This window comes from Nostoc sp. DedQUE04, from assembly GCF_034530995.1.
In the GTDB taxonomy this organism is placed as follows: domain Bacteria; phylum Cyanobacteriota; class Cyanobacteriia; order Cyanobacteriales; family Nostocaceae; genus Nostoc.
Genome location: NZ_JAVRCA010000041.1, coordinates 24256 through 40838, shown reverse-complemented (window position 1 = coordinate 40838; position 16583 = coordinate 24256). Strand labels below are relative to the sequence as shown.

General features: G+C 42.6%; 21 protein-coding genes. 10 read left to right on the top strand and 11 right to left on the bottom strand.

All coding sequences use genetic code 11. From position 1 onward, the window contains the following. Positions 1–107: 107 nt before the first annotated feature. A complete protein-coding gene (locus tag RM049_RS24510; protein WP_322706007.1) occupies positions 108–386 on the bottom strand; it encodes a hypothetical protein in 279 nt (92 codons plus the stop codon). Positions 387–554: 168 nt separating this feature from the next. On the opposite strand from RM049_RS24510, the gene dnaJ reads away from it, so the two are divergent. Genes dnaJ through rsgA form a run of 3 tightly spaced genes read left to right on the top strand, consistent with a single transcriptional unit; the run spans position 555 to position 3057 of the window. Next, a complete protein-coding gene (gene dnaJ / locus RM049_RS24505) occupies positions 555–1682 on the top strand; it encodes a molecular chaperone DnaJ (protein WP_322673116.1) in 1128 nt (375 codons plus the stop codon). Continuing rightward, the gene (locus tag RM049_RS24500) at positions 1682–1939 is read left to right on the top strand and encodes a sulfurtransferase TusA family protein (RefSeq protein ID WP_322682735.1); all 258 of its coding nucleotides are present in this window, start codon (positions 1682–1684) and stop codon (positions 1937–1939) included. The genes dnaJ and RM049_RS24500 overlap by 1 nt, the downstream gene beginning before the upstream one ends. Further along, the gene (gene rsgA, locus RM049_RS24495) at positions 1936–3057 is read left to right on the top strand and encodes a small ribosomal subunit biogenesis GTPase RsgA (protein WP_322706006.1); all 1122 of its coding nucleotides are present in this window, start codon (positions 1936–1938) and stop codon (positions 3055–3057) included. Before RM049_RS24500 ends, rsgA begins: the two co-directional genes overlap by 4 nt. A gap of 77 nt (positions 3058–3134) precedes the next feature. Here rsgA and RM049_RS24490 read toward each other — a convergent pair whose 3' ends face one another. Further along, complete coding sequence (locus RM049_RS24490) at positions 3135–3650, bottom strand: hypothetical protein (protein WP_322688915.1); 516 nt, start codon at positions 3648–3650, stop codon at positions 3135–3137. 483 nt (positions 3651–4133) lie between these two features. Here RM049_RS24490 and RM049_RS24485 point away from each other — a divergent pair, with 483 nt between their 5' ends. Together RM049_RS24485 and RM049_RS24480 are read left to right on the top strand one after the other, a co-directional pair. Further along, positions 4134–5723 carry a glycoside hydrolase family 57 protein gene (locus tag RM049_RS24485; protein ID WP_322682738.1) on the top strand — a complete coding sequence of 530 codons (1590 nt, stop codon included), beginning with the start codon at positions 4134–4136 and terminating at the stop codon, positions 5721–5723. 208 nt (positions 5724–5931) lie between these two features. Then, positions 5932–6746, top strand: a protein-coding gene (locus RM049_RS24480) for an IS5 family transposase (RefSeq protein ID WP_322706005.1) whose coding sequence is annotated in 2 segments (ribosomal slippage) — positions 5932–6298 and positions 6298–6746 — 816 coding nt in all. Because the reading frame shifts where the segments join, the coding sequence is not laid out codon by codon here. A 100-nt stretch (positions 6747–6846) separates the two neighbouring features. Here RM049_RS24480 and RM049_RS24475 read toward each other — a convergent pair. The 5 genes from RM049_RS24475 to petC all read right to left on the bottom strand — a co-directional run bounded on the left by RM049_RS24475 (position 6847) and on the right by petC (position 10507). Then, positions 6847–7554 carry a Uma2 family endonuclease gene (locus RM049_RS24475; protein ID WP_322706004.1) on the bottom strand — a complete coding sequence of 236 codons (708 nt, stop codon included), beginning with the start codon at positions 7552–7554 and terminating at the stop codon, positions 6847–6849. Between the two features lie 48 nt (positions 7555–7602). Then, a complete protein-coding gene (locus RM049_RS24470; protein ID WP_322706003.1) occupies positions 7603–8070 on the bottom strand; it encodes a type II toxin-antitoxin system YhaV family toxin in 468 nt (155 codons plus the stop codon). Further along, on the bottom strand, positions 8070–8390 hold the full coding sequence (locus tag RM049_RS24465; protein ID WP_322682741.1) for a hypothetical protein: 321 nt from the start codon (positions 8388–8390) through the stop codon (positions 8070–8072). Before RM049_RS24465 ends, RM049_RS24470 begins: the two co-directional genes overlap by 1 nt. 477 nt (positions 8391–8867) lie before the next feature. Continuing rightward, positions 8868–9869 (bottom strand): cytochrome f, encoded by a 1002-nt coding sequence (petA, locus tag RM049_RS24460; RefSeq protein WP_322706028.1) that lies wholly within the window; start codon positions 9867–9869, stop codon positions 8868–8870. A 98-nt stretch (positions 9870–9967) separates the two neighbouring features. Beyond that, positions 9968–10507 (bottom strand): cytochrome b6-f complex iron-sulfur subunit, encoded by a 540-nt coding sequence (gene petC, locus RM049_RS24455; RefSeq protein ID WP_292774200.1) that lies wholly within the window; start codon positions 10505–10507, stop codon positions 9968–9970. Between the two features lie 230 nt (positions 10508–10737). Here petC and RM049_RS24450 point away from each other — a divergent pair, with 230 nt between their 5' ends. Then, entirely contained in the window at positions 10738–11046 is a 309-nt protein-coding gene (locus tag RM049_RS24450) for a DUF3067 family protein (RefSeq protein WP_179063611.1), read from the top strand. Positions 11047–11181: 135 nt separating this feature from the next. Further along, positions 11182–11334 (top strand): hypothetical protein, encoded by a 153-nt coding sequence (locus tag RM049_RS24445; protein WP_322706002.1) that lies wholly within the window; start codon positions 11182–11184, stop codon positions 11332–11334. 40 nt (positions 11335–11374) lie between these two features. On the opposite strand, the gene RM049_RS24440 is transcribed toward RM049_RS24445, so the two are convergent. Next, positions 11375–11701: a hypothetical protein gene (locus tag RM049_RS24440; protein WP_322706001.1), complete on the bottom strand. Its 327-nt coding sequence runs from the start codon at positions 11699–11701 to the stop codon at positions 11375–11377. Between the two features lie 199 nt (positions 11702–11900). Here RM049_RS24440 and RM049_RS39385 point away from each other — a divergent pair, with 199 nt between their 5' ends. Beyond that, complete coding sequence (locus tag RM049_RS39385; protein WP_409884254.1) at positions 11901–11972, top strand: MJ0042-type zinc finger domain-containing protein; 72 nt, start codon at positions 11901–11903, stop codon at positions 11970–11972. Positions 11973–12105: 133 nt separating this feature from the next. Here the strand turns inward: RM049_RS39385 and RM049_RS24430 are convergent, their stop codons facing one another. Genes RM049_RS24430 through tatC form a run of 3 tightly spaced genes read right to left on the bottom strand, consistent with a single transcriptional unit; the run spans position 12106 to position 14584 of the window. Beyond that, positions 12106–13320: an Nramp family divalent metal transporter gene (locus RM049_RS24430; RefSeq protein WP_322705999.1), complete on the bottom strand. Its 1215-nt coding sequence runs from the start codon at positions 13318–13320 to the stop codon at positions 12106–12108. After that, complete coding sequence (locus RM049_RS24425; RefSeq protein ID WP_322705998.1) at positions 13317–13745, bottom strand: hypothetical protein; 429 nt, start codon at positions 13743–13745, stop codon at positions 13317–13319. The genes RM049_RS24430 and RM049_RS24425 overlap by 4 nt, the downstream gene beginning before the upstream one ends. A gap of 44 nt (positions 13746–13789) precedes the next feature. After that, positions 13790–14584: a twin-arginine translocase subunit TatC gene (gene tatC / locus RM049_RS24420; protein WP_322705997.1), complete on the bottom strand. Its 795-nt coding sequence runs from the start codon at positions 14582–14584 to the stop codon at positions 13790–13792. A gap of 523 nt (positions 14585–15107) precedes the next feature. On the opposite strand from tatC, the gene RM049_RS24415 reads away from it, so the two are divergent. Both RM049_RS24415 and RM049_RS24410 read left to right on the top strand, forming a co-directional pair. Then, positions 15108–15338, top strand: a complete 231-nt coding sequence (locus RM049_RS24415) for a hypothetical protein (RefSeq protein ID WP_322675223.1) — start codon at positions 15108–15110, stop codon at positions 15336–15338. A gap of 78 nt (positions 15339–15416) precedes the next feature. Further along, complete coding sequence (locus RM049_RS24410) at positions 15417–16274, top strand: SDR family oxidoreductase (protein WP_322688922.1); 858 nt, start codon at positions 15417–15419, stop codon at positions 16272–16274. Positions 16275–16583 lie beyond the last annotated feature (309 nt).

Sequence of the window (16583 nt, the reverse complement as noted above, 5' to 3'; positions counted from 1 at the left end):
TTTGCAAATTTTTATTAAGATATTTTAATATATTTAAATATTTAAATTTAGCGAAGTTTCACAAGACCCCAGCGGTTTGCTAGATTGTAGAAGCAAATTACTTTGGGCTAGGCAATGTGCAAGTTCAGAGCCACTTCCATTGCATAAGGGTGGTTTTCCACACCTAATGGTGTGGCTAGCCCCTCTGGTTGATGGGCGAGGTTTTCCTCTCCTACGTAGCACAATTGTAAAAGAGACAGCCGACTCGGCAGTGAGAAGTCTGGGCAGAGGCTTCCCCTGTTCCTAACTTCTATAGCTTTTGTCGTCTCCCACGAGGAAAGCATCTGTTGCTCAAGATTTGTCGGTGATTTTTGTAAAAGGTAAAGGGTAAAATCAGTTATTAACAAAAATTAATTTTATCTTCTGCCTGCCTTCCGGCAAGCCGCCCTCTAACAGGATAGTGTGTTGCTCTTGCATATCTGTAGGTAAAACACTTAATCCATAGGGTAGCAAGTGACCGTGAATGACGTTCTACTGACTTCTGCTTTCTTCCTTCTAACTTTTACCTTTGCTATATGGCCCGCGACTATTATGAAATCCTGGGTGTCTCTCGTGACACTGACAAAGAAGAAATCAAACAAGCCTATCGCCGTCTAGCCCGGAAATATCACCCAGATGTGAACAAAGAACCGGGGGCGGAGGATCGCTTTAAAGAAATTAACCGCGCTTATGAGGTACTCTCAGAACCCGAAACCCGCGCTCGTTACGATCGCTTTGGTCCAGAGGGTGTATCTGGTGCTGGCGCGGGCTTTCAAGATGTCGGCGATATGGGTGGTTTTGCCGATATCTTTGAAAGCATTTTTAGTGGCTTTGCTGGCGGTATGGGTAATCCCACCCAACAAAGACGCCGCAGTGGGCCTGCGAGGGGTGATGACCTGCGGCTAGACCTGAAGTTAGACTTTCGGGAAGCGATATTTGGCGGCGAAAAAGAAATTCGCATTTCCCATCTAGAAAATTGTGAAGTTTGTAGCGGTTCTGGTGCTAAACCTGGAACCCGCCCTCGGACTTGTTCGACTTGTGGCGGTTCGGCTCAAGTACGGCGTGTGACTAGAACACCCTTTGGCAGTTTCACCCAGGTATCGACTTGTCCCACCTGTAATGGAACAGGGATGGTAATTGAAGATAAGTGTGACGCGTGTGATGGTAAGGGCGCAAATCAAGTCACAAAGAAACTCAAAATTACCATTCCAGCGGGGGTGGATAATGGCACACGTTTGCGGATTTCTAGTGAAGGAGATGCCGGTCAACGTAGTGGCCCTCCTGGGGATTTATACGTTTACTTGTTCGTAAATGAGGACGAGGAATTTCAACGAGATGGGATTAATATTCTCTCGGAAATCAAAGTTAGCTACCTGCAAGCGATTTTAGGTTGTCGGTTAGAGGTAGATACAGTCGATGGGCCAGTAGAACTAATCATTCCAGCTGGAACTCAGCCGAATACAGTGATGAAGTTGGAAAATCGCGGCGTACCTCGTTTGGGTAATCCCGTAAGTCGTGGGGATCACATGCTGAACGTATTAATTGATATTCCCAATAAAATCACCCCAGAGGAGAGGGAACTGCTGGAGAAGCTAGCTAAAATTAAGGGCGATCGGACTGGTAAAGGCGGTCTAGAAGGATTCTTGGGAAATTTATTTAAGTGATGATGCCCTCTTCTGTTTTAACTCCCGATGCTCAACTTGATTTACGCGGCACCCCTTGCCCGATTAATTTCGTGCGGACAAAACTACGTCTGGAGAAAATGCCATTGGGAGGTTTACTAGAAGTCTGGTTAGACCCTGGTGAGCCGATTGAGCAGGTTCCTGATAGTTTGACAATGGCAGGTTATCAGGTAGAACAAATTACAGACTGCACTAGTTATTTTTCTCTGTTAGTGCGCCGTCCAGCTGCTAGCCAATGACAGGGGAAATTTTTGACGTAACTGGACAGTTATTGGGTACGGTGGTAGCTGTACAGGCTAATTTTTACCGAGTACAGATGGATCGAGAGGCAGGGGAGCAGAGGAGCAGGGGAGCAGAAGAGAAACTGGATTTAAATGCCTCTTTGCCCTCGCCTCCTCTTTTGCTTTGTACCCGAAGAACACGTCTGAAAAAAATTGGACAACAGGTGATGGTAGGCGATCGCGTTGTGGTAGAAGAGCCAGATTGGGCTGGAGGAAGGGGAGCGATCGCTGAGGTTTTACCCCGCCAAAGTGAGTTAGATCGTCCGGCGATCGCTAATGTCAACCAAATCCTTTTGGTATTTGCCGTCGCCGATCCACCTTTGGAACCTTATCAGCTGAGTCGGTTTCTAATTAAGGCTGAGTCTACTGGCTTGGATGTACTTTTATGCTTGAATAAAAGTGATTTAATTTCAGCGCCAGAACAACAACAAGTTAGCGATCGCCTGCTCGGTTGGGGCTATCAACCAATATTTATCAGCGTTAAAGATGGTATTAATACTGACCAAGCAGCCAAATACCTGAGCAATAAAATTACCGTAATCGCTGGGCCTTCCGGCGTTGGTAAATCCAGCCTGATTAATACGCTGATTGACTCTCTTCAGCTGCGAGTCGGAGAAGTTTCTGGTAAACTGGCTCGTGGTCGTCATACCACTCGCCATATAGAATTATTTGAGTTACCTAGTGGTGGAATGCTTGCAGACACTCCCGGTTTTAATCAGCCGGATATGGATTGTGTACCAGAAGAATTAATTCATTATTTCCCAGAAGCCAGAAAGCGGTTAGCAGTTGCTAGCTGTCGTTTTAATGATTGTCTGCATCGAGACGAGCCTGAGTGCGTGGTGCGGGGAGGCTGGGAACGATACGAACATTATTTAGAATTTTTGGATGCGGCGATCGCTCATCAAACACAGCTACACCAACAAGCCGATCCAGAATCTACCATGAAGTTAAAAAGCAAAAGCAAAGGCAAAGGGCAGAGTCAATACGAACCCAAGCTAGAAAGTAAAAAATATCGGCGAATTTCCCGCAAGACTCAGTTACAAGACTTGCAGGAATTATATCGAGATGAGGAATAAAGTGTGCGATGTCTACGACGGGCTGCGCCTACACATTTCTATCTATAAACAAAATGTTGTATCGATGTTGGTTCCTCCTAGTCGCTCCATTTGTTTAAAATTGAGCGATATTCCCAATCTTTGTCATCCATATCACCTAAATATATACGACAGTGTTTAGGAACAGCATCATACGCTTGGCGCAAATACTGCTTATTTGTCTCATTTGGCTCATGCTTGTATTGTGTTAATCTCTGTCGGCAAATCTCTCCTGTTGTTAGCTGCCCATTGAGTCGTCGGATCTCGTCTTCAACTTCTTTAACAAACTCTTGCTCCTCAACTCTTGACTTCACTTGATAGGCGGTGAAATTAAGACCAGACACCATCATTGATACTCTTGCTCCTTCAGACAGATGAGTTGTAATCCAACCTTTGCTCACCTTTTCTTTGAAACCATCAAAGTCAACCATCCCCCAGCAATCAATTCTGCCGTCTTTGTAGACCTTAATTTCAGTGACAAAATATTGCTCTCCATTCTTGATAAAGGCTTGCAAAAATACGCCAGGAATGGTTACACCATCAACTATGCGATAGATTGTGTTATGGAAGGACATAATAACAACTCATCGTTATACAGTAGCGGATGACTCATTAAGTTATACGTATTTGCACAACTATTTATTATGCAGAATTTTTTATATAACTGCTCTAAATCAGTTTTGTATGACTAGTTAAGGAACTGCCAAGCCTGATTTGAACATGAAATACTTGCGGTGCTTATTGCGAATATTTACTTCTCCTTTAGCAAACAGTATGTACTGTACTCTTCGCTCGATCTCGGTAGGCCCCTGTGAACGCTTACCATCTGTGTAATGTTCAAATCATAAGATTTTGGCAAATCCTGAGTTTAATTTTTACGTGACAGCAAAAACACGCAGTGGAGGCACAACAATACAATAATATTGGCTGTACCCCTACAAACACTGTATTTAACTCATATTGAAAACTATTCTTACGATCCCCATAAAGTCTTAAAATATTGTTAATTTCAGCCAAACCTCTCGACCTTCAACTTATAAGTATCACCCAAAATCACTATGGCTATCGGCTACGTCGCGCTTGTACTCCACGCACATCTACCCTTCGTTCGTCACCCAGAAAGTGACTACGTGCTGGAGGAAGAATGGCTCTATGAAGCCATCACAGAAACTTACATCCCCTTATTGAAAGTATTTGAAGGCTTAAAGCGAGACGGTATTGACTTTAAAATCACGATGAGTATGACACCCCCTTTGGTGTCAATGCTTCGCGATCCTTTGCTTCAAGAACGCTACGAAGCACACTTAGCTCAACTAGAAGAACTTATAGCACTAGAAGCAGAACATAATGTCAACAACGGACATCTTCGTTATTTAGCCGAACATTACGCAACTGAATTTAGTGAAGCGCGTCAGCTATGGGAACGCTACGACGGGGACTTGGTGACAGCTTTTAAGAAGTTCCAAGACAGTAACAACCTGGAAATCATCACTTGCGGCGCTACTCACGGCTATTTACCGTTGATGAAAATGTATCCACAAGCAGTGTGGGCGCAAATTCAGGTAGCCTGCGAACATTACGAACAAAGCTTTGGACAAGCACCCAGAGGCATTTGGTTGCCGGAATGCGCCTACTATGAAGGTTTAGACCGGATGCTAGCCGATGCTGGGTTACGCTACTTCCTCACTGATGGGCATGGCATCCTTTACGCCCGTCCCCGGCCGCGCTTTGGCACTTATGCCCCAATTTATACAGAAACTGGTGTTGCTGTCTTTGGTCGAGATCATGAATCTTCCCAACAGGTATGGTCTTCTGAAGTGGGTTATCCTGGGGCGGCGGAATATCGGGAATTTTACAAAGATTTGGGCTGGGAAGCAGAATATGAGTACATCAAGCCCTACATCATGCCCAATGGTCAGCGAAAAAATACGGGCATTAAGTATCACAAAATTACGGGACGTGGCTTAGGTCTTTCAGATAAGGCGCTCTACGATCCTTATTGGGCTAGGGAAAAGGCAGCAGAACACGCTGCTAATTTTATGTATAATCGAGAGCGGCAATCTGAGCATCTATATGGTATAATGCAGCGACCGCCAATTATCGTTTCGCCTTATGACGCAGAGTTATTTGGACATTGGTGGTATGAAGGCCCTTGGTTCATCGATTACCTATTCCGCAAGTCATGGTATGACCAAAAAACATATCAAATGACCCATTTAGCAGACTATTTGCGGGAGCAGCCGACGCAGCAAGTTTGTCGTCCTTCGCAGTCTAGTTGGGGTTTCAAGGGTTTCCACGAGTATTGGTTGAATGAGACGAACGCTTGGGTTTATCCGCATTTGCACAAAGCTGCTGAACGGATGATTGAAATCTCGCAACTGGAACCAGAAGATGAGTTGGGGTGGAAAGCATTGAACCAAGCAGCGCGGGAATTGTTATTAGCACAATCTTCCGACTGGGCATTTATTATGCGGACGGGAACAATGGTACCCTATGCAGTCAGACGGACGCGATCGCACCTGATGCGGTTTAATAAGCTCTATGAAGACGTTAAAATCGGCAAAGTTGACAGTGGTTGGTTGGAAAAAGTCGAGTTAATGGATAATATCTTCCCCGAAATCAACTATCGCGTCTACCGTCCGCTATAGTCTCACACAAAGTAATCAACAGCAGTAGGGTGGGCAATGCTCACCCTATATTAGTAGTCAGGAGCGTTTACTTCGGCAAAGCTCAGTACAAGTATTTTACCAACAACAGAACAAGCCTTAGAGCTGATTCGTAAAGAAAATCTAAAGAGAACAGAGCCTTGTTTTACTCAGACTATAAGCTAAATCAATAGCATTTACGTTGTTGTTGATGAGCCGTCTACCCGCAATTGAGAACCAAGAGCGCAAACCCTACCCAAGTGATTTAAGCGATGCCGAATGGTTAATTCTCAAGCCTCTTTTACCCAGACCCAAGGGATTTGGGCATCCGGTAAAAGTAGATTTACGAGAAATTCTGAATGCCATTTTCTACGTACAACGTACCGGGTGTCAGTGGGAAATGTTGCCTCATGACCTTCCGCCTTATACAACGGTGTATGGCTACTTTCAAAAATGGCAACGTAAAGGTATTTGGCAGCAGATTCACGATCAAGTGCGCCATCAACTACGACAAGACGTAGGAAGACATGAACATTCTACCGTTGCGCTCGCGGATTCTCAATCGGTGAAGACGACGGAAAAAAAGGGGAGGTCTACGGCTTTGATGGTGGTAAAAAGGTTAAAGGGCGTAAGCGCCATATCGTGGTAGATTCGCAAGGATTGTTGATTGGTGTTTTAGTGACCGAAGCCAATGCCTCAGAGCGTTTAGGGGCTGTGGTGGTGCTACACGAAGCTGTTGAAGAATTGTCCAAATTGGAAGTTGTTTGGGTAGATCAGGGCTACTCAGGTGAGAACTTTGCTCAAGCCGTTAAACAAGTTTGCGGAGAACAGGTTCGTATTGAGGTGATTCAAAGAAACTCGAAAACATTTGAGCGATTGCCGAAACGATGGATTGTCGAACGTACATTTGGATGGCTTAATCGATTTCGGCGTTTGAGCAAGGATTATGAGTTGTACACAGAGTTAAGTGAAGCAATGATTTATGGCTCATTGATTCGTCTGATGGTCAAGCGAATGGCATCTTAAGCTTTTGTTTATGAATCAGCTCTTAGCCTGTGTAAGGGTTTGTCAAATGCTGTCAAATGCTGTCAAATCTTTATAATTTTATTAACACTGCCGGATTTAGCTAAAGGCTATCTGGATCGATATTTAATTCTCGGAGTTTAGCAGCTAATCTTTGCGCTTTTTGCTCTGTTTGCTGTCGAGCCTCTTCTGCGGCTTGTCGTGCAGCTGCTTCCTCTTCATGAGTTAGGAGTGTTTCACCCGTAGCTGGATTGTGAAAACGCAGTTTTCCTGCTTCTAGGCGTAACTCTAGCCCCAAAACTTCACTGGGTAGAGACACTGTACCATCTGGCAAGATATTGGTTGCCACTGGGAAATAATTTCCATCAACCAACTGTAAACCCTGAAGTTGGGGATTGAGATAATCGCCTGTGGGGTCATATTGGAAATATTCGCGTACTCCCAGAAAGGCATAAATTCCTTTCTTTGCACCTTGATCTTTACTGCGGGTGGTTTTTGAGGTAATCTCTAGAACAAAATCTGGGGTTTGATTATTTTCTTCCCAGGTTTTGTAAGAGCGTCTGTCACGGTTTTCCACTCCAAACACCACAAATACATCTGGAGCGACAACTGATTCTGGATAACCTTTTTCATAGTAAATAAATAGATTACCAGCGACGTATACATCTGGGTGATTTTGAAAATAAATTTCCAGCACAGTGGTAGCGTATACAAGACACTTGCGCTGTAAATCACCTTCAGCCATCGGCTTACCATCCTCATCTGGGTACTCAATCGGGGTAACGGGGATGTACTCTACTGAGGCTGTCATGGTCAGATACCTCAACTTAACTAGGGCTAGATTCCATAATATCGCTGCTTAATCTTCTTTTTTCTCGCCAGCATTTTCTAACTCACATTCTGCAAGCAGATTATTAATACTTTCAGGAAAATCCCCATTCTCTACTTTTTTGCTAAAAACTTGATAACAATCTTTTTTATCGCCTTCTTTCCGAGGATAACCTAACCAAAGAATAATAATAATTTTTGGTTCTTTAAATGCTCTAAAGAATAATCTATATCGTTCAGGTAGCCCCATCTTTTTGAGACGGCTATACTTTTGCAAAGGTTTTTGCAAAGCAAAATGACTAGCAAAAGGGTCTTGAGGAATTTTTTCTTTAATCCCAATATTCAATGCTTTTAAGAATTTGACATCTGAATGTGTAATAAATTCTTCTTTAGGTAACTCATTTTTTAAAAAACGAACCCTATTACGCAATTCTACCCATTGTTCGTTAAACAATGGGTAGAAAAAAATCTGCCAACCATTACAAGTAAATGCAGCCATTAATCTATAACTACATCAGCCAGTAAATCATCCATTTCATCGCTCATTTCTTGGGTATAAGGAACGAGTTTAGAAGGATTTTGCATAGCATCCTTCATGAGAAAGTCAAGAAAAAGGCTCATCATTATGCCCTCGTCTCCATCAGCTTCATCAACATTATCAGTTTCTAATCTAACTAAGAACGTGTTATCAGATAGCACTTCAATATGGCCTGAAGCATTAGCTAAATGGGGATAATCCTTAGAGAATGCGCGAGGTAAGCGAAACCCATCTTGATTTCCTACCTTTGCATGAGTTACGGGATAACTTTTTACAGCCATGAGCTAATTCCTAAGTAGGAAGATACTAGGCATTTAAATATAATACCTAGACACTACAAATTTGATGTGAGAAGTTACGTTATGTTATAACAACTGTTATAACTTACAACTAAACTATAACAGATTCCCTAAAAAAAGACTAGAAGTTAATATAAGAATTTTTGATTAAGTAGATATACTTTTAAAGCAAATTGCATATCGAGACTTAAACATCTTTGAGGAATAAACAAGCTCAAACCCATGCAGGGTAAGGTAAATACACCAAATGCTCAAAAATGGCTCAAACCCAGATATATCAAGAAACCAAGCAAAACAATGTTAAAGTCCCTCTGTATATAGGTTTGAGGCTTTTTTCTTGGTGTTCTTTGTCTAAGTTCCAATATTAACCTCTGAGTGCTATATGCAGACTTGGAAGCATAACATATAAAAAAAGACAGGCATCTTGCCTGTCCTACAAATAATGATTTAGCAAAGAATTTAGAAATTCATTTCAGCAGCTTGAACTTTTTCAACCTGCTTTTTCTTCAGCACGAGCATAACTTGAGCCAACATTACAAGAGCGATGAATGCAATCATCCATTTGACTCTAGATGCGTCTTGCAGTACGATTTCTCCATCTGTTTGACCGAATCCACCAACGTTCGGGTTGCTGGTCAAAGCATCACCAGTCTTAACTGCTTGCCCTTCGGAAACAAGCAGGTCTGGCCCTAAAGGAATCGTATCAACGACAACATCACCTGATTCAGGTTGGATGTTGACTAAATATTTAACGTTACCGTCTGCATCTTCCTCTTTAGCAATCTTGGTAATTGTGCCAGTAGCGGAAGCGTTGTAAACAGCGTTATTGCTCTTTTCGCCAGTGGGATAAACTTGTCCGCGTCCCCGATTACCACCTACGTGAACTGAATATTTACCGAAGTGGATGTTTTTGTCGGTTGCGGGGTTGGGAGAAAGAACTGGGAAGACGATTTCCTGATACTGTTCGCCAGGTAAAGGGCCGACGATGACGACGTTATCTTTGTCTTCGCTGTAGGGTTGGTAGAAAGTGTCGCCAACTTCTTCTTTAAGTTCTTCGGAAAGACGGTCTTCAGGAGCAATCTTAAAGCCTTCGGGTAGCATCAGTACAGCACCAACGTTCAAGCCAACCTTGGAACCATCAGCACCAACTTGCTGGGCAGTGAGATCGTAAGGGATTTTCACCACAGCTTTGAATACAGTGTCAGGTAGCACCGATTGGGGAACTTCCACTTCTGTAACCTTGGCGGCTAGGTGACAGTTGGCACAAACAATTCGCCCTGTTGGTTCGCGGGGGGTTTCGGGATAGGTTTGCTGTGCCCAAAAGGGATAGGCGGCAGCTGATTGAGGAAGTGCTAAATCGCTGGTGAAGTAAAATGTCACAGTAGCGATCGCTATGAGCAATGTTTTTACAATCGCTCTAGCACTGCGAGTTAATCTCGCTGTTAGGAAAACATTTCTCATCTCTATAAGGGCGACAATTGAATTAGTCATTAGTCATTGGTCATTAGTCATTAGTCATTAAGCCCTGAACAAAGGACAAATGACTAAGGACAAAATTATTAACCCCACCAAGGTGCATCACCTGTGCGGAAGTCGGTTTCAGTCCAAGGGGTTAAGACGATTTTGTCGTCGTTTACGTTGGTATGGGCTAAAGCCAGAGACAGAGGTGCTGGGCCCCGAACAACTTTACCAGTTTCGTCATACTGAGAACCATGACAAGGACACTTGAATTTGTTCTCAGCAACGTTCCAGGGGACGACACAACCTAAGTGGGTGCAGATGGCGTTAATGCCATAATCTTTGATCGCCTCTTTGCTGTCTACCACAATATAGGTAGGATCTCCTTTTAGTCCTTGGACTAGGTTGCGATCGCCTGCATTCCGGTTTTCTAGAAATTTAGTGACGCTAACATCGTTACCTAGCTCATCTTTTGCTGTTACACCGCCACCTGCGCCACCTGCTGCTGGTGGAATAAAGTACTTGACAACGGGATACAATGCACCCAGAGCTACTCCAGTGACAGTCCCAAAAGTGAGCAGATTCATGAACTGACGACGCCCCATATCGGGCACGTCTGCTGATTCAGAAAATTGAGCCATAATCTACGCGCTCTTTGTGTATTTTGTTAAGCATTTTGACAAAAGTACTAATACTTGAGCAACTCTTGTCTAAGTCGAAATGCTAGCGCTCACAACGATGCCATAATTCTTTGTTCCAAGATATAAACAGCATCTTTTCTGTTAGCATTACATTTCTTTATATCCTTATCATACTGGAGTCACGGAACTTAACATCATAACTAAATGTAAAATCTGATTGAGAAAAGACTATGACAGGACAGGAATTACGTCAGATATTGCTTGATAAATGGGGATATTCTTATGATGTCCAGTTCCGGCGGGCACAGGGAAAGATATTTTTGCAAGTAATGTGGAAATATCTAGAGCAAGCTTCTTTTCCCTTGAGTGAGGCGGAGTACCAAGAACATCTCGATAGCATTGCCAATTATCTTCATGCCTTGGGTGGGTCAACACAGGTACAAACTTTTATTGCCCAAACACGCGATCGCCCCCGACTTGGCAAGGCTGTCAGCATTCCTCTAGATTTGGGCGAACGTTCTTCAGAATGGATATTGTGACCAATTATTTCATTAACTTTAATCAATTTCTGAGTAATTGCAGTATTTTTTATTCAAAAATACTATAACGTCCTGTATAATCCTTTTCCCTATTGGTAAGGTAAGAAAAAATACACCTCTTCAAGGAAAAAGCTAATGGCTTTTATCTCAACATTTGAAATTCTTCTTAAACCTCAACTTCCAAAGGAACTTACAGATACAAAACCTGAACTTATCCCACTAGCGATAAATATTCTCCAAGGCTATTTCCTGACGATCGCAAGTCCCATAGCCCTCATATCTCGTTAAACTGCTTGATAGCTAGAGCAGTCAAACATACGTTGGATTTTTATTTTTTAGAAGTCTCTAATGCTTTTAAATCATCTAAGGTACAGAGCAAACGAGGCTTTTCAGGGTCAGTCAAATCTAGCTGCTCCCAAGATATTGTATAGCCACTGTGGATCTTATGTGCCCCAAGGAAGTGTAAGATTCTCAACCCAATTGCCCAAGCCGATAGTCTTTCTAAGATAGCAGTGGTTCCAATCAGATATTCCTGAATAACCCATTCTTCACCTTGCTGTTCGGCGCGTACTTCCTCAATGCGTCCGGCGGGTTTGCCAGTTGAATCCAATACTTGTTTCCCTAGTAGCAGTTCCAGATGAATTTCACTTGCCATGTTCTGCCCCTGGAATTCGGCCAATAATGTGTTTCTGAAGCCATTTTTCATAAGCTAATGCTGGAGTTGTGTCAGCTTCAATCTCGACTTCGACATCAATACCAACATTTTGCACTTTTGACCACGGAATTCTCAAGGGTTCACTTTGTTTAGCACCCCAGCTACTTTCAATTGCTGCTACCCACCTGCCTAAACGTGGATGAATACGTCGTGCAAGAATTGTCATACCAGTTTCGATATAAGTGAGTCGTGGCGGTTCTCCATCGCGTAACTCGATGACAATGCCATCGACTTTGCCTAGATGGCGGCGATCGCTGTCAACTAATTGGTTATCAAGTACATCTCTAATAATGTTCATTTTCTATCACTTCCAGTTGATTATTAACGTAAACGCCCACCAGCTATCACCCTCCAAGAATTTCTAGTGGAATAGCAACGATCGCTAACACGAATGTCAGCACAATTGTAAAGATCACAACACTATTACTTATCCAACCGTTGCGATACTTGCCAATATATAATTCATCGTTCATCAATACTAAAAATGGCACAATCACAGGTGGCAAAATCACTGCTGTAATCGCCATTGAAAACAAAGTCAATTGCAATGGGTCGATTCCAAATACCATTAATAAAGAAGCGAGAAAGACAAACACAGTGTAGACCAAACTAAAGCGTGCGGCATCTTTTGGCTTGAGATTTTCGCCCCAATTCCAACCAAAGGTCTGAGCAACAATATAGGCTGTGTCGAGAGTCACTTCCAGTGCTGCACCAAAGCAAGCAATGCCCAAGGATGCTGCAAATAGGACAAAGCCCCAGTAACCAAAAGTTTCTGTCAACATCAACGCTGCTTGTTCGTAGCTATCTACCTCAACGCCTTTGGGTTTGAGTACGAGTGCTGACACAATCAGCACTCCTAGCGATACAATGCTACCAAAACTCATTCCTAAACCGGCAACTGCGCGATTTACACCGATATACCCTTCATCCCATTTATCTTCTACTGCCCCAGATGAGTAAAAGTAAAATAAATAGGGGCTAATCAAAGCACCCAAAATGCCAACTCCAAGATATAAATAATGAGCGGTATCTTGTTGTGGCAGAGTTGGCAACAAACCACTACCAAGTTGTGTTAGAGATGGATGCAACTTAAAAGTAGCGACAACAAAAACTAGTGTCACCAACCCTAATACGGAAATACCATTTTCAATAATGCCAAAGTTGCCGTACCAAATTAGCAACCAAATTGCAAAGGCAACGGGTAAAGCATACCACTGAAAGCTAATACCTGTTAGCAGTTGTAAGGCAATGCAAACACCACCAATTTCAGCTGCTAACACTAGAAAATCAACTATGACTTCGGCAATCAGTGGAATAATATAAAAATTAAACCCAAAACGTTCGCGTACAGCAGCAGCTAAAGTATGCTTGCTAACTGCTGCTAACCGCCCAGACATTTCTACCAAAAAAATCACACAAATTGTACCCAGGATAATCGCCCAGATTAGTTGAAAGCCGAAAATAGATCCAGCCTCTGCTGCTGTAGCGATCGCACCCACATCTAAGAAGCCACCTATACTAGTCACAATCCCCAGCGCAATTTCCAAAACTTTCTTCATGGTTTGTTCTGCTGTGGTAGTTGCGAGTCTAGGGTTCGTCCTTCTTGCGATAAGTCCCCAAGTCGTTGTGCCACTACAGAATAATTTTCTTGTTCAACTGCGATTGACATTTGCTCTGTGATTTTTGCTAACCGTTTGATATGACCCAAAAGTGCTGACTTGTAAGGCTGGGGAATAGCTGTAGATGATTCTATCTCGGCTATGTTGTCGGTTTCTGTTTGCAACTCTTGCTGTGCTTTCTTGAGTGTTTGTTTCGCATAGACCTTTGGCACAGCACCTCGTACCCAAGCATCAGCAACCATTTTGCTTGTAGCTGTCCATGACTTTACAGTTCGTAGTTCTTGTGTAAGCCTATCTGTGGCTGCTTCGCTACAAGCGGTTAATAATGTCAACCCTAATAAATAACCTATAAATATCCTTTTCATCAGATGTCTGTCTTCGTAGTCCTCCTTAGAATCTATTCCAGATGTTATTTACCTGTAAGCTTCACCAGTCCCACACCGCCGAAATAAAGCGCTAAAACTGCTCCCGCTAAAAGACTTTGAGTCAAGGGGTCAGTAGAAGGTGTGAGGACGGCTCCTAAAACCACTGCTCCCATAATCACGTAACGCCAACCAGAAACCATCCGTTCTGACGAGACAATATTCAAATTACCGAGCAACAGTTGAATAATCGGAATTTGAAATGCTAAACCAGTGCTGAATAACAGTAGCAGCACAAATTCAAAATATTTATCAATTGACCAAAGTTGTTCAACTACATCTGCTCCGTAGCTAATGAAGAATTTCAAGGCTGCGGGGATAAGCAGTAAATAGGCAAATACTAAACCCGCCCCAAATAGCACACTCGAACCCAAAACCACAGGCCCCAGTAAACGGCGTTCGCGGCGAGTCAGTCCTGGAAGCACAAACTGGATAATTTGGTAAAGAATGAAAGGACTAGTAAGTACGATGCCAGTGTAGGCGGCAACTTTCAAAGAGACAAAGAAATATTCTCCAGGTGCAAGTTGGAGAAATTTTACTCCTTGTGCTGGAACCTCAAGTAACTGGACAATCGGCTTAACGGCAAAGAAACAGCCAATAATGCCTACTGCTACGGCAATCAACGAATAGAAAATCCGTTGTCGCAACTCTTCTAGATGGTCGAAAAGGGACATTTCGACTTCACCAGGCAACTCATCAAGAGGATCGGTGTCTGAGTTGCCATATCCTTCTGGGTCGAGGTTAGGAACGTTTACAGTATCTACGTCTTGTGAAGGCGTCACTTCGCTTCGCTCCGAATTCAAAATTCAAAATTCAAAATTAACAATGCCATAAATAAATTTAGGGGATTGTATCTTTTTTTTGGTCATCGACCATTTTGCTGACTCAGCACTCTTCATTATTTTATCTGGGGAATGCAGCTACTAAGATATGTTTTTGGGTGCTGTGGGTTTTTTGTCCTGTTTTTTGGGTTTGCATCTGCATAAGTTAGTAGGAAGACATCTTGTAGGCAATGCCTAACCTAAAATAAAAAAGGGTGGAACCGATAAATTAGAAATCATGTCTCTGCGGTTAGTAGTCTGTCTTATTGGTTTTGATAAGTTTGTAGTAAGCACTTGAGTGTTTAGAGAATGAAGGACTAAAGTCCCTACTACGAACTAGCTTACCCATCAATTTCAACTTGACAGACCACTGCGCTGAGTAAATTAGCACAACATCAACATTTAATACTCAGTTTTAAAAATCCGGTTCATCTAGGTGGCATCTATACAGATGGTAATCGGAAATTGTTAGCTGAGGTTGGGTATGAACCGGATAATTTGCATTGCCCTGATGGCATTGCCTGTTTATTTATACAATGTTGGGCTAGGCAATACTTCTAGTAGCGACGTGGCAATTGTTAAAAACAAGTATCCCACAATAGCTGCTCTAATTGCTTACCGTACAAATGCTCAGTTACGCATCTTGCCGTGGCAAATATCGGCTAGAGATGACCAAACTGAAGATTGCCTTCGTGCTGGCACTTGCAAAGATTGATACTAATTCGTAATTCGTAATTCGTAATTCGTAGTTCGTAATTCGTAATTACGGCAGCTCTATCATCAAAGAAAATTAATGGTTGTAGAAAATCAACGTACAGTAGTGGTTACAGGAGCCTCAACAGGAATTGGTCAAGCTTGTGCTTTGCTTTTAGACCAATTGGGCTTTTCTGTTTTTGCTGGAGTGCGTCAAGATGCTGATGCTCAAACACTGAAACAGAAAGGGTCGCAAAGGCTGATTCCGATTTTTTTAGATGTTACTGATGCTGAATCGATCGCAGCTGCGGTTGATACGGTAACAAATGCAGTCGGTGGTGTGGGAATTTTAGGTTTAGTGAATAATGCCGGCATTGCTGTTCCCGGGCCGTTAGAATTATTAGCGATCGCTGAATTTCAACACCAGATGCAGGTTAATGTCACCGGACAATTAGCTGTGACACAAGCATTTCTTGGTCTTCTACGCCAAAGTCGGGGTCGAATTATCAATATGGGTTCCATTGCTGGTAGGAGTCCTACGCCGTTTTTGGGTGCTTATAATGCTTCTAAATTTGCTTTGGAAGCACTCACTGATGTGATGCGGATGGAGTTACGACCTTGGGGAATCTCGGTTTCAATTGTTGAACCTGGTTCTATTGCTACCCCAATCTGGGACAAGTCCCTAAGTCAATCTGAAGTAGCACAGCAGGATTTACCCGAAACGGCACAACATCTCTACGGACAAGCGATGAATATTGTCCGCCAGAAAATGCAGATTATCGCATCTAAGGGAATTTCTGCGGATATTGTGGCTCAAGTTGTTGTCCATGCGCTGACTGCAAAAAAACCCAAGACGCGCTATCTTGTTGGACAAGATGCCAAAATTGGAGCGCTGATCAAGCATATTTTGCCTGACAAGCTACATGACAAGATAATTTTATACTCAATGGGGCTTTAGATTACTGGTTGTCAATACTTCAGAGGTCGTCACTCTGAATGCAAAGGCTGTCATTAACAAAATCATGATTTTCATCACAAAATCATGATTTTCATTCACAAAATCATATTTTCATCAACAAAATTATAGTTTTCATCAACAAAATCATATTTTCATCAACAAAATCATGATTTTCATCAATAAAATCGTGCTGATTTCAGAACGAGAAGCAAAATCTAGTTAAAAAGTGACTCTGAACTCAAGTTGACTTAACCAACGTTTTTATTAAAAGCGATATGCTATAAGGATTGTAGATTATTTTTTTGTAAA

Excerpts from the sequence above, each read along its gene's own strand:
- RM049_RS24410 (WP_322688922.1), top strand. The coding sequence starts at position 15,417 with ATGGTTGTAGAAAATCAACGTACAGTAGTGGTTACAGGAGCCTCAACA.
- RM049_RS24445 (WP_322706002.1), top strand. The coding sequence starts at position 11,182 with ATGGCTTTTATCTCAACATTTGAAATTCTTCTTAAACCTCAACTTCCA.
- RM049_RS24490 (WP_322688915.1), bottom strand. The coding sequence starts at position 3,650 with ATGTCCTTCCATAACACAATCTATCGCATAGTTGATGGTGTAACCATT.
- RM049_RS24465 (WP_322682741.1), bottom strand. The coding sequence starts at position 8,390 with ATGGCTGTAAAAAGTTATCCCGTAACTCATGCAAAGGTAGGAAATCAA.
- RM049_RS24415 (WP_322675223.1), top strand. The coding sequence starts at position 15,108 with ATGAACCGGATAATTTGCATTGCCCTGATGGCATTGCCTGTTTATTTA.
- RM049_RS24485 (WP_322682738.1), top strand. The coding sequence starts at position 4,134 with ATGGCTATCGGCTACGTCGCGCTTGTACTCCACGCACATCTACCCTTC.
- RM049_RS24440 (WP_322706001.1), bottom strand. The coding sequence starts at position 11,701 with ATGGCAAGTGAAATTCATCTGGAACTGCTACTAGGGAAACAAGTATTG.
- petA (WP_322706028.1), bottom strand. The coding sequence starts at position 9,869 with ATGAGAAATGTTTTCCTAACAGCGAGATTAACTCGCAGTGCTAGAGCG.
- dnaJ (WP_322673116.1), top strand. The coding sequence starts at position 555 with ATGGCCCGCGACTATTATGAAATCCTGGGTGTCTCTCGTGACACTGAC.
- RM049_RS24470 (WP_322706003.1), bottom strand. The coding sequence starts at position 8,070 with ATGGCTGCATTTACTTGTAATGGTTGGCAGATTTTTTTCTACCCATTG.
- RM049_RS24430 (WP_322705999.1), bottom strand. The coding sequence starts at position 13,320 with ATGAAGAAAGTTTTGGAAATTGCGCTGGGGATTGTGACTAGTATAGGT.
- rsgA (WP_322706006.1), top strand. The coding sequence starts at position 1,936 with ATGACAGGGGAAATTTTTGACGTAACTGGACAGTTATTGGGTACGGTG.
- petC (WP_292774200.1), bottom strand. The coding sequence starts at position 10,507 with ATGGCTCAATTTTCTGAATCAGCAGACGTGCCCGATATGGGGCGTCGT.
- RM049_RS24425 (WP_322705998.1), bottom strand. The coding sequence starts at position 13,745 with ATGAAAAGGATATTTATAGGTTATTTATTAGGGTTGACATTATTAACC.
- RM049_RS24500 (WP_322682735.1), top strand. The coding sequence starts at position 1,682 with ATGATGCCCTCTTCTGTTTTAACTCCCGATGCTCAACTTGATTTACGC.
- RM049_RS24450 (WP_179063611.1), top strand. The coding sequence starts at position 10,738 with ATGACAGGACAGGAATTACGTCAGATATTGCTTGATAAATGGGGATAT.
- RM049_RS24475 (WP_322706004.1), bottom strand. The coding sequence starts at position 7,554 with ATGACAGCCTCAGTAGAGTACATCCCCGTTACCCCGATTGAGTACCCA.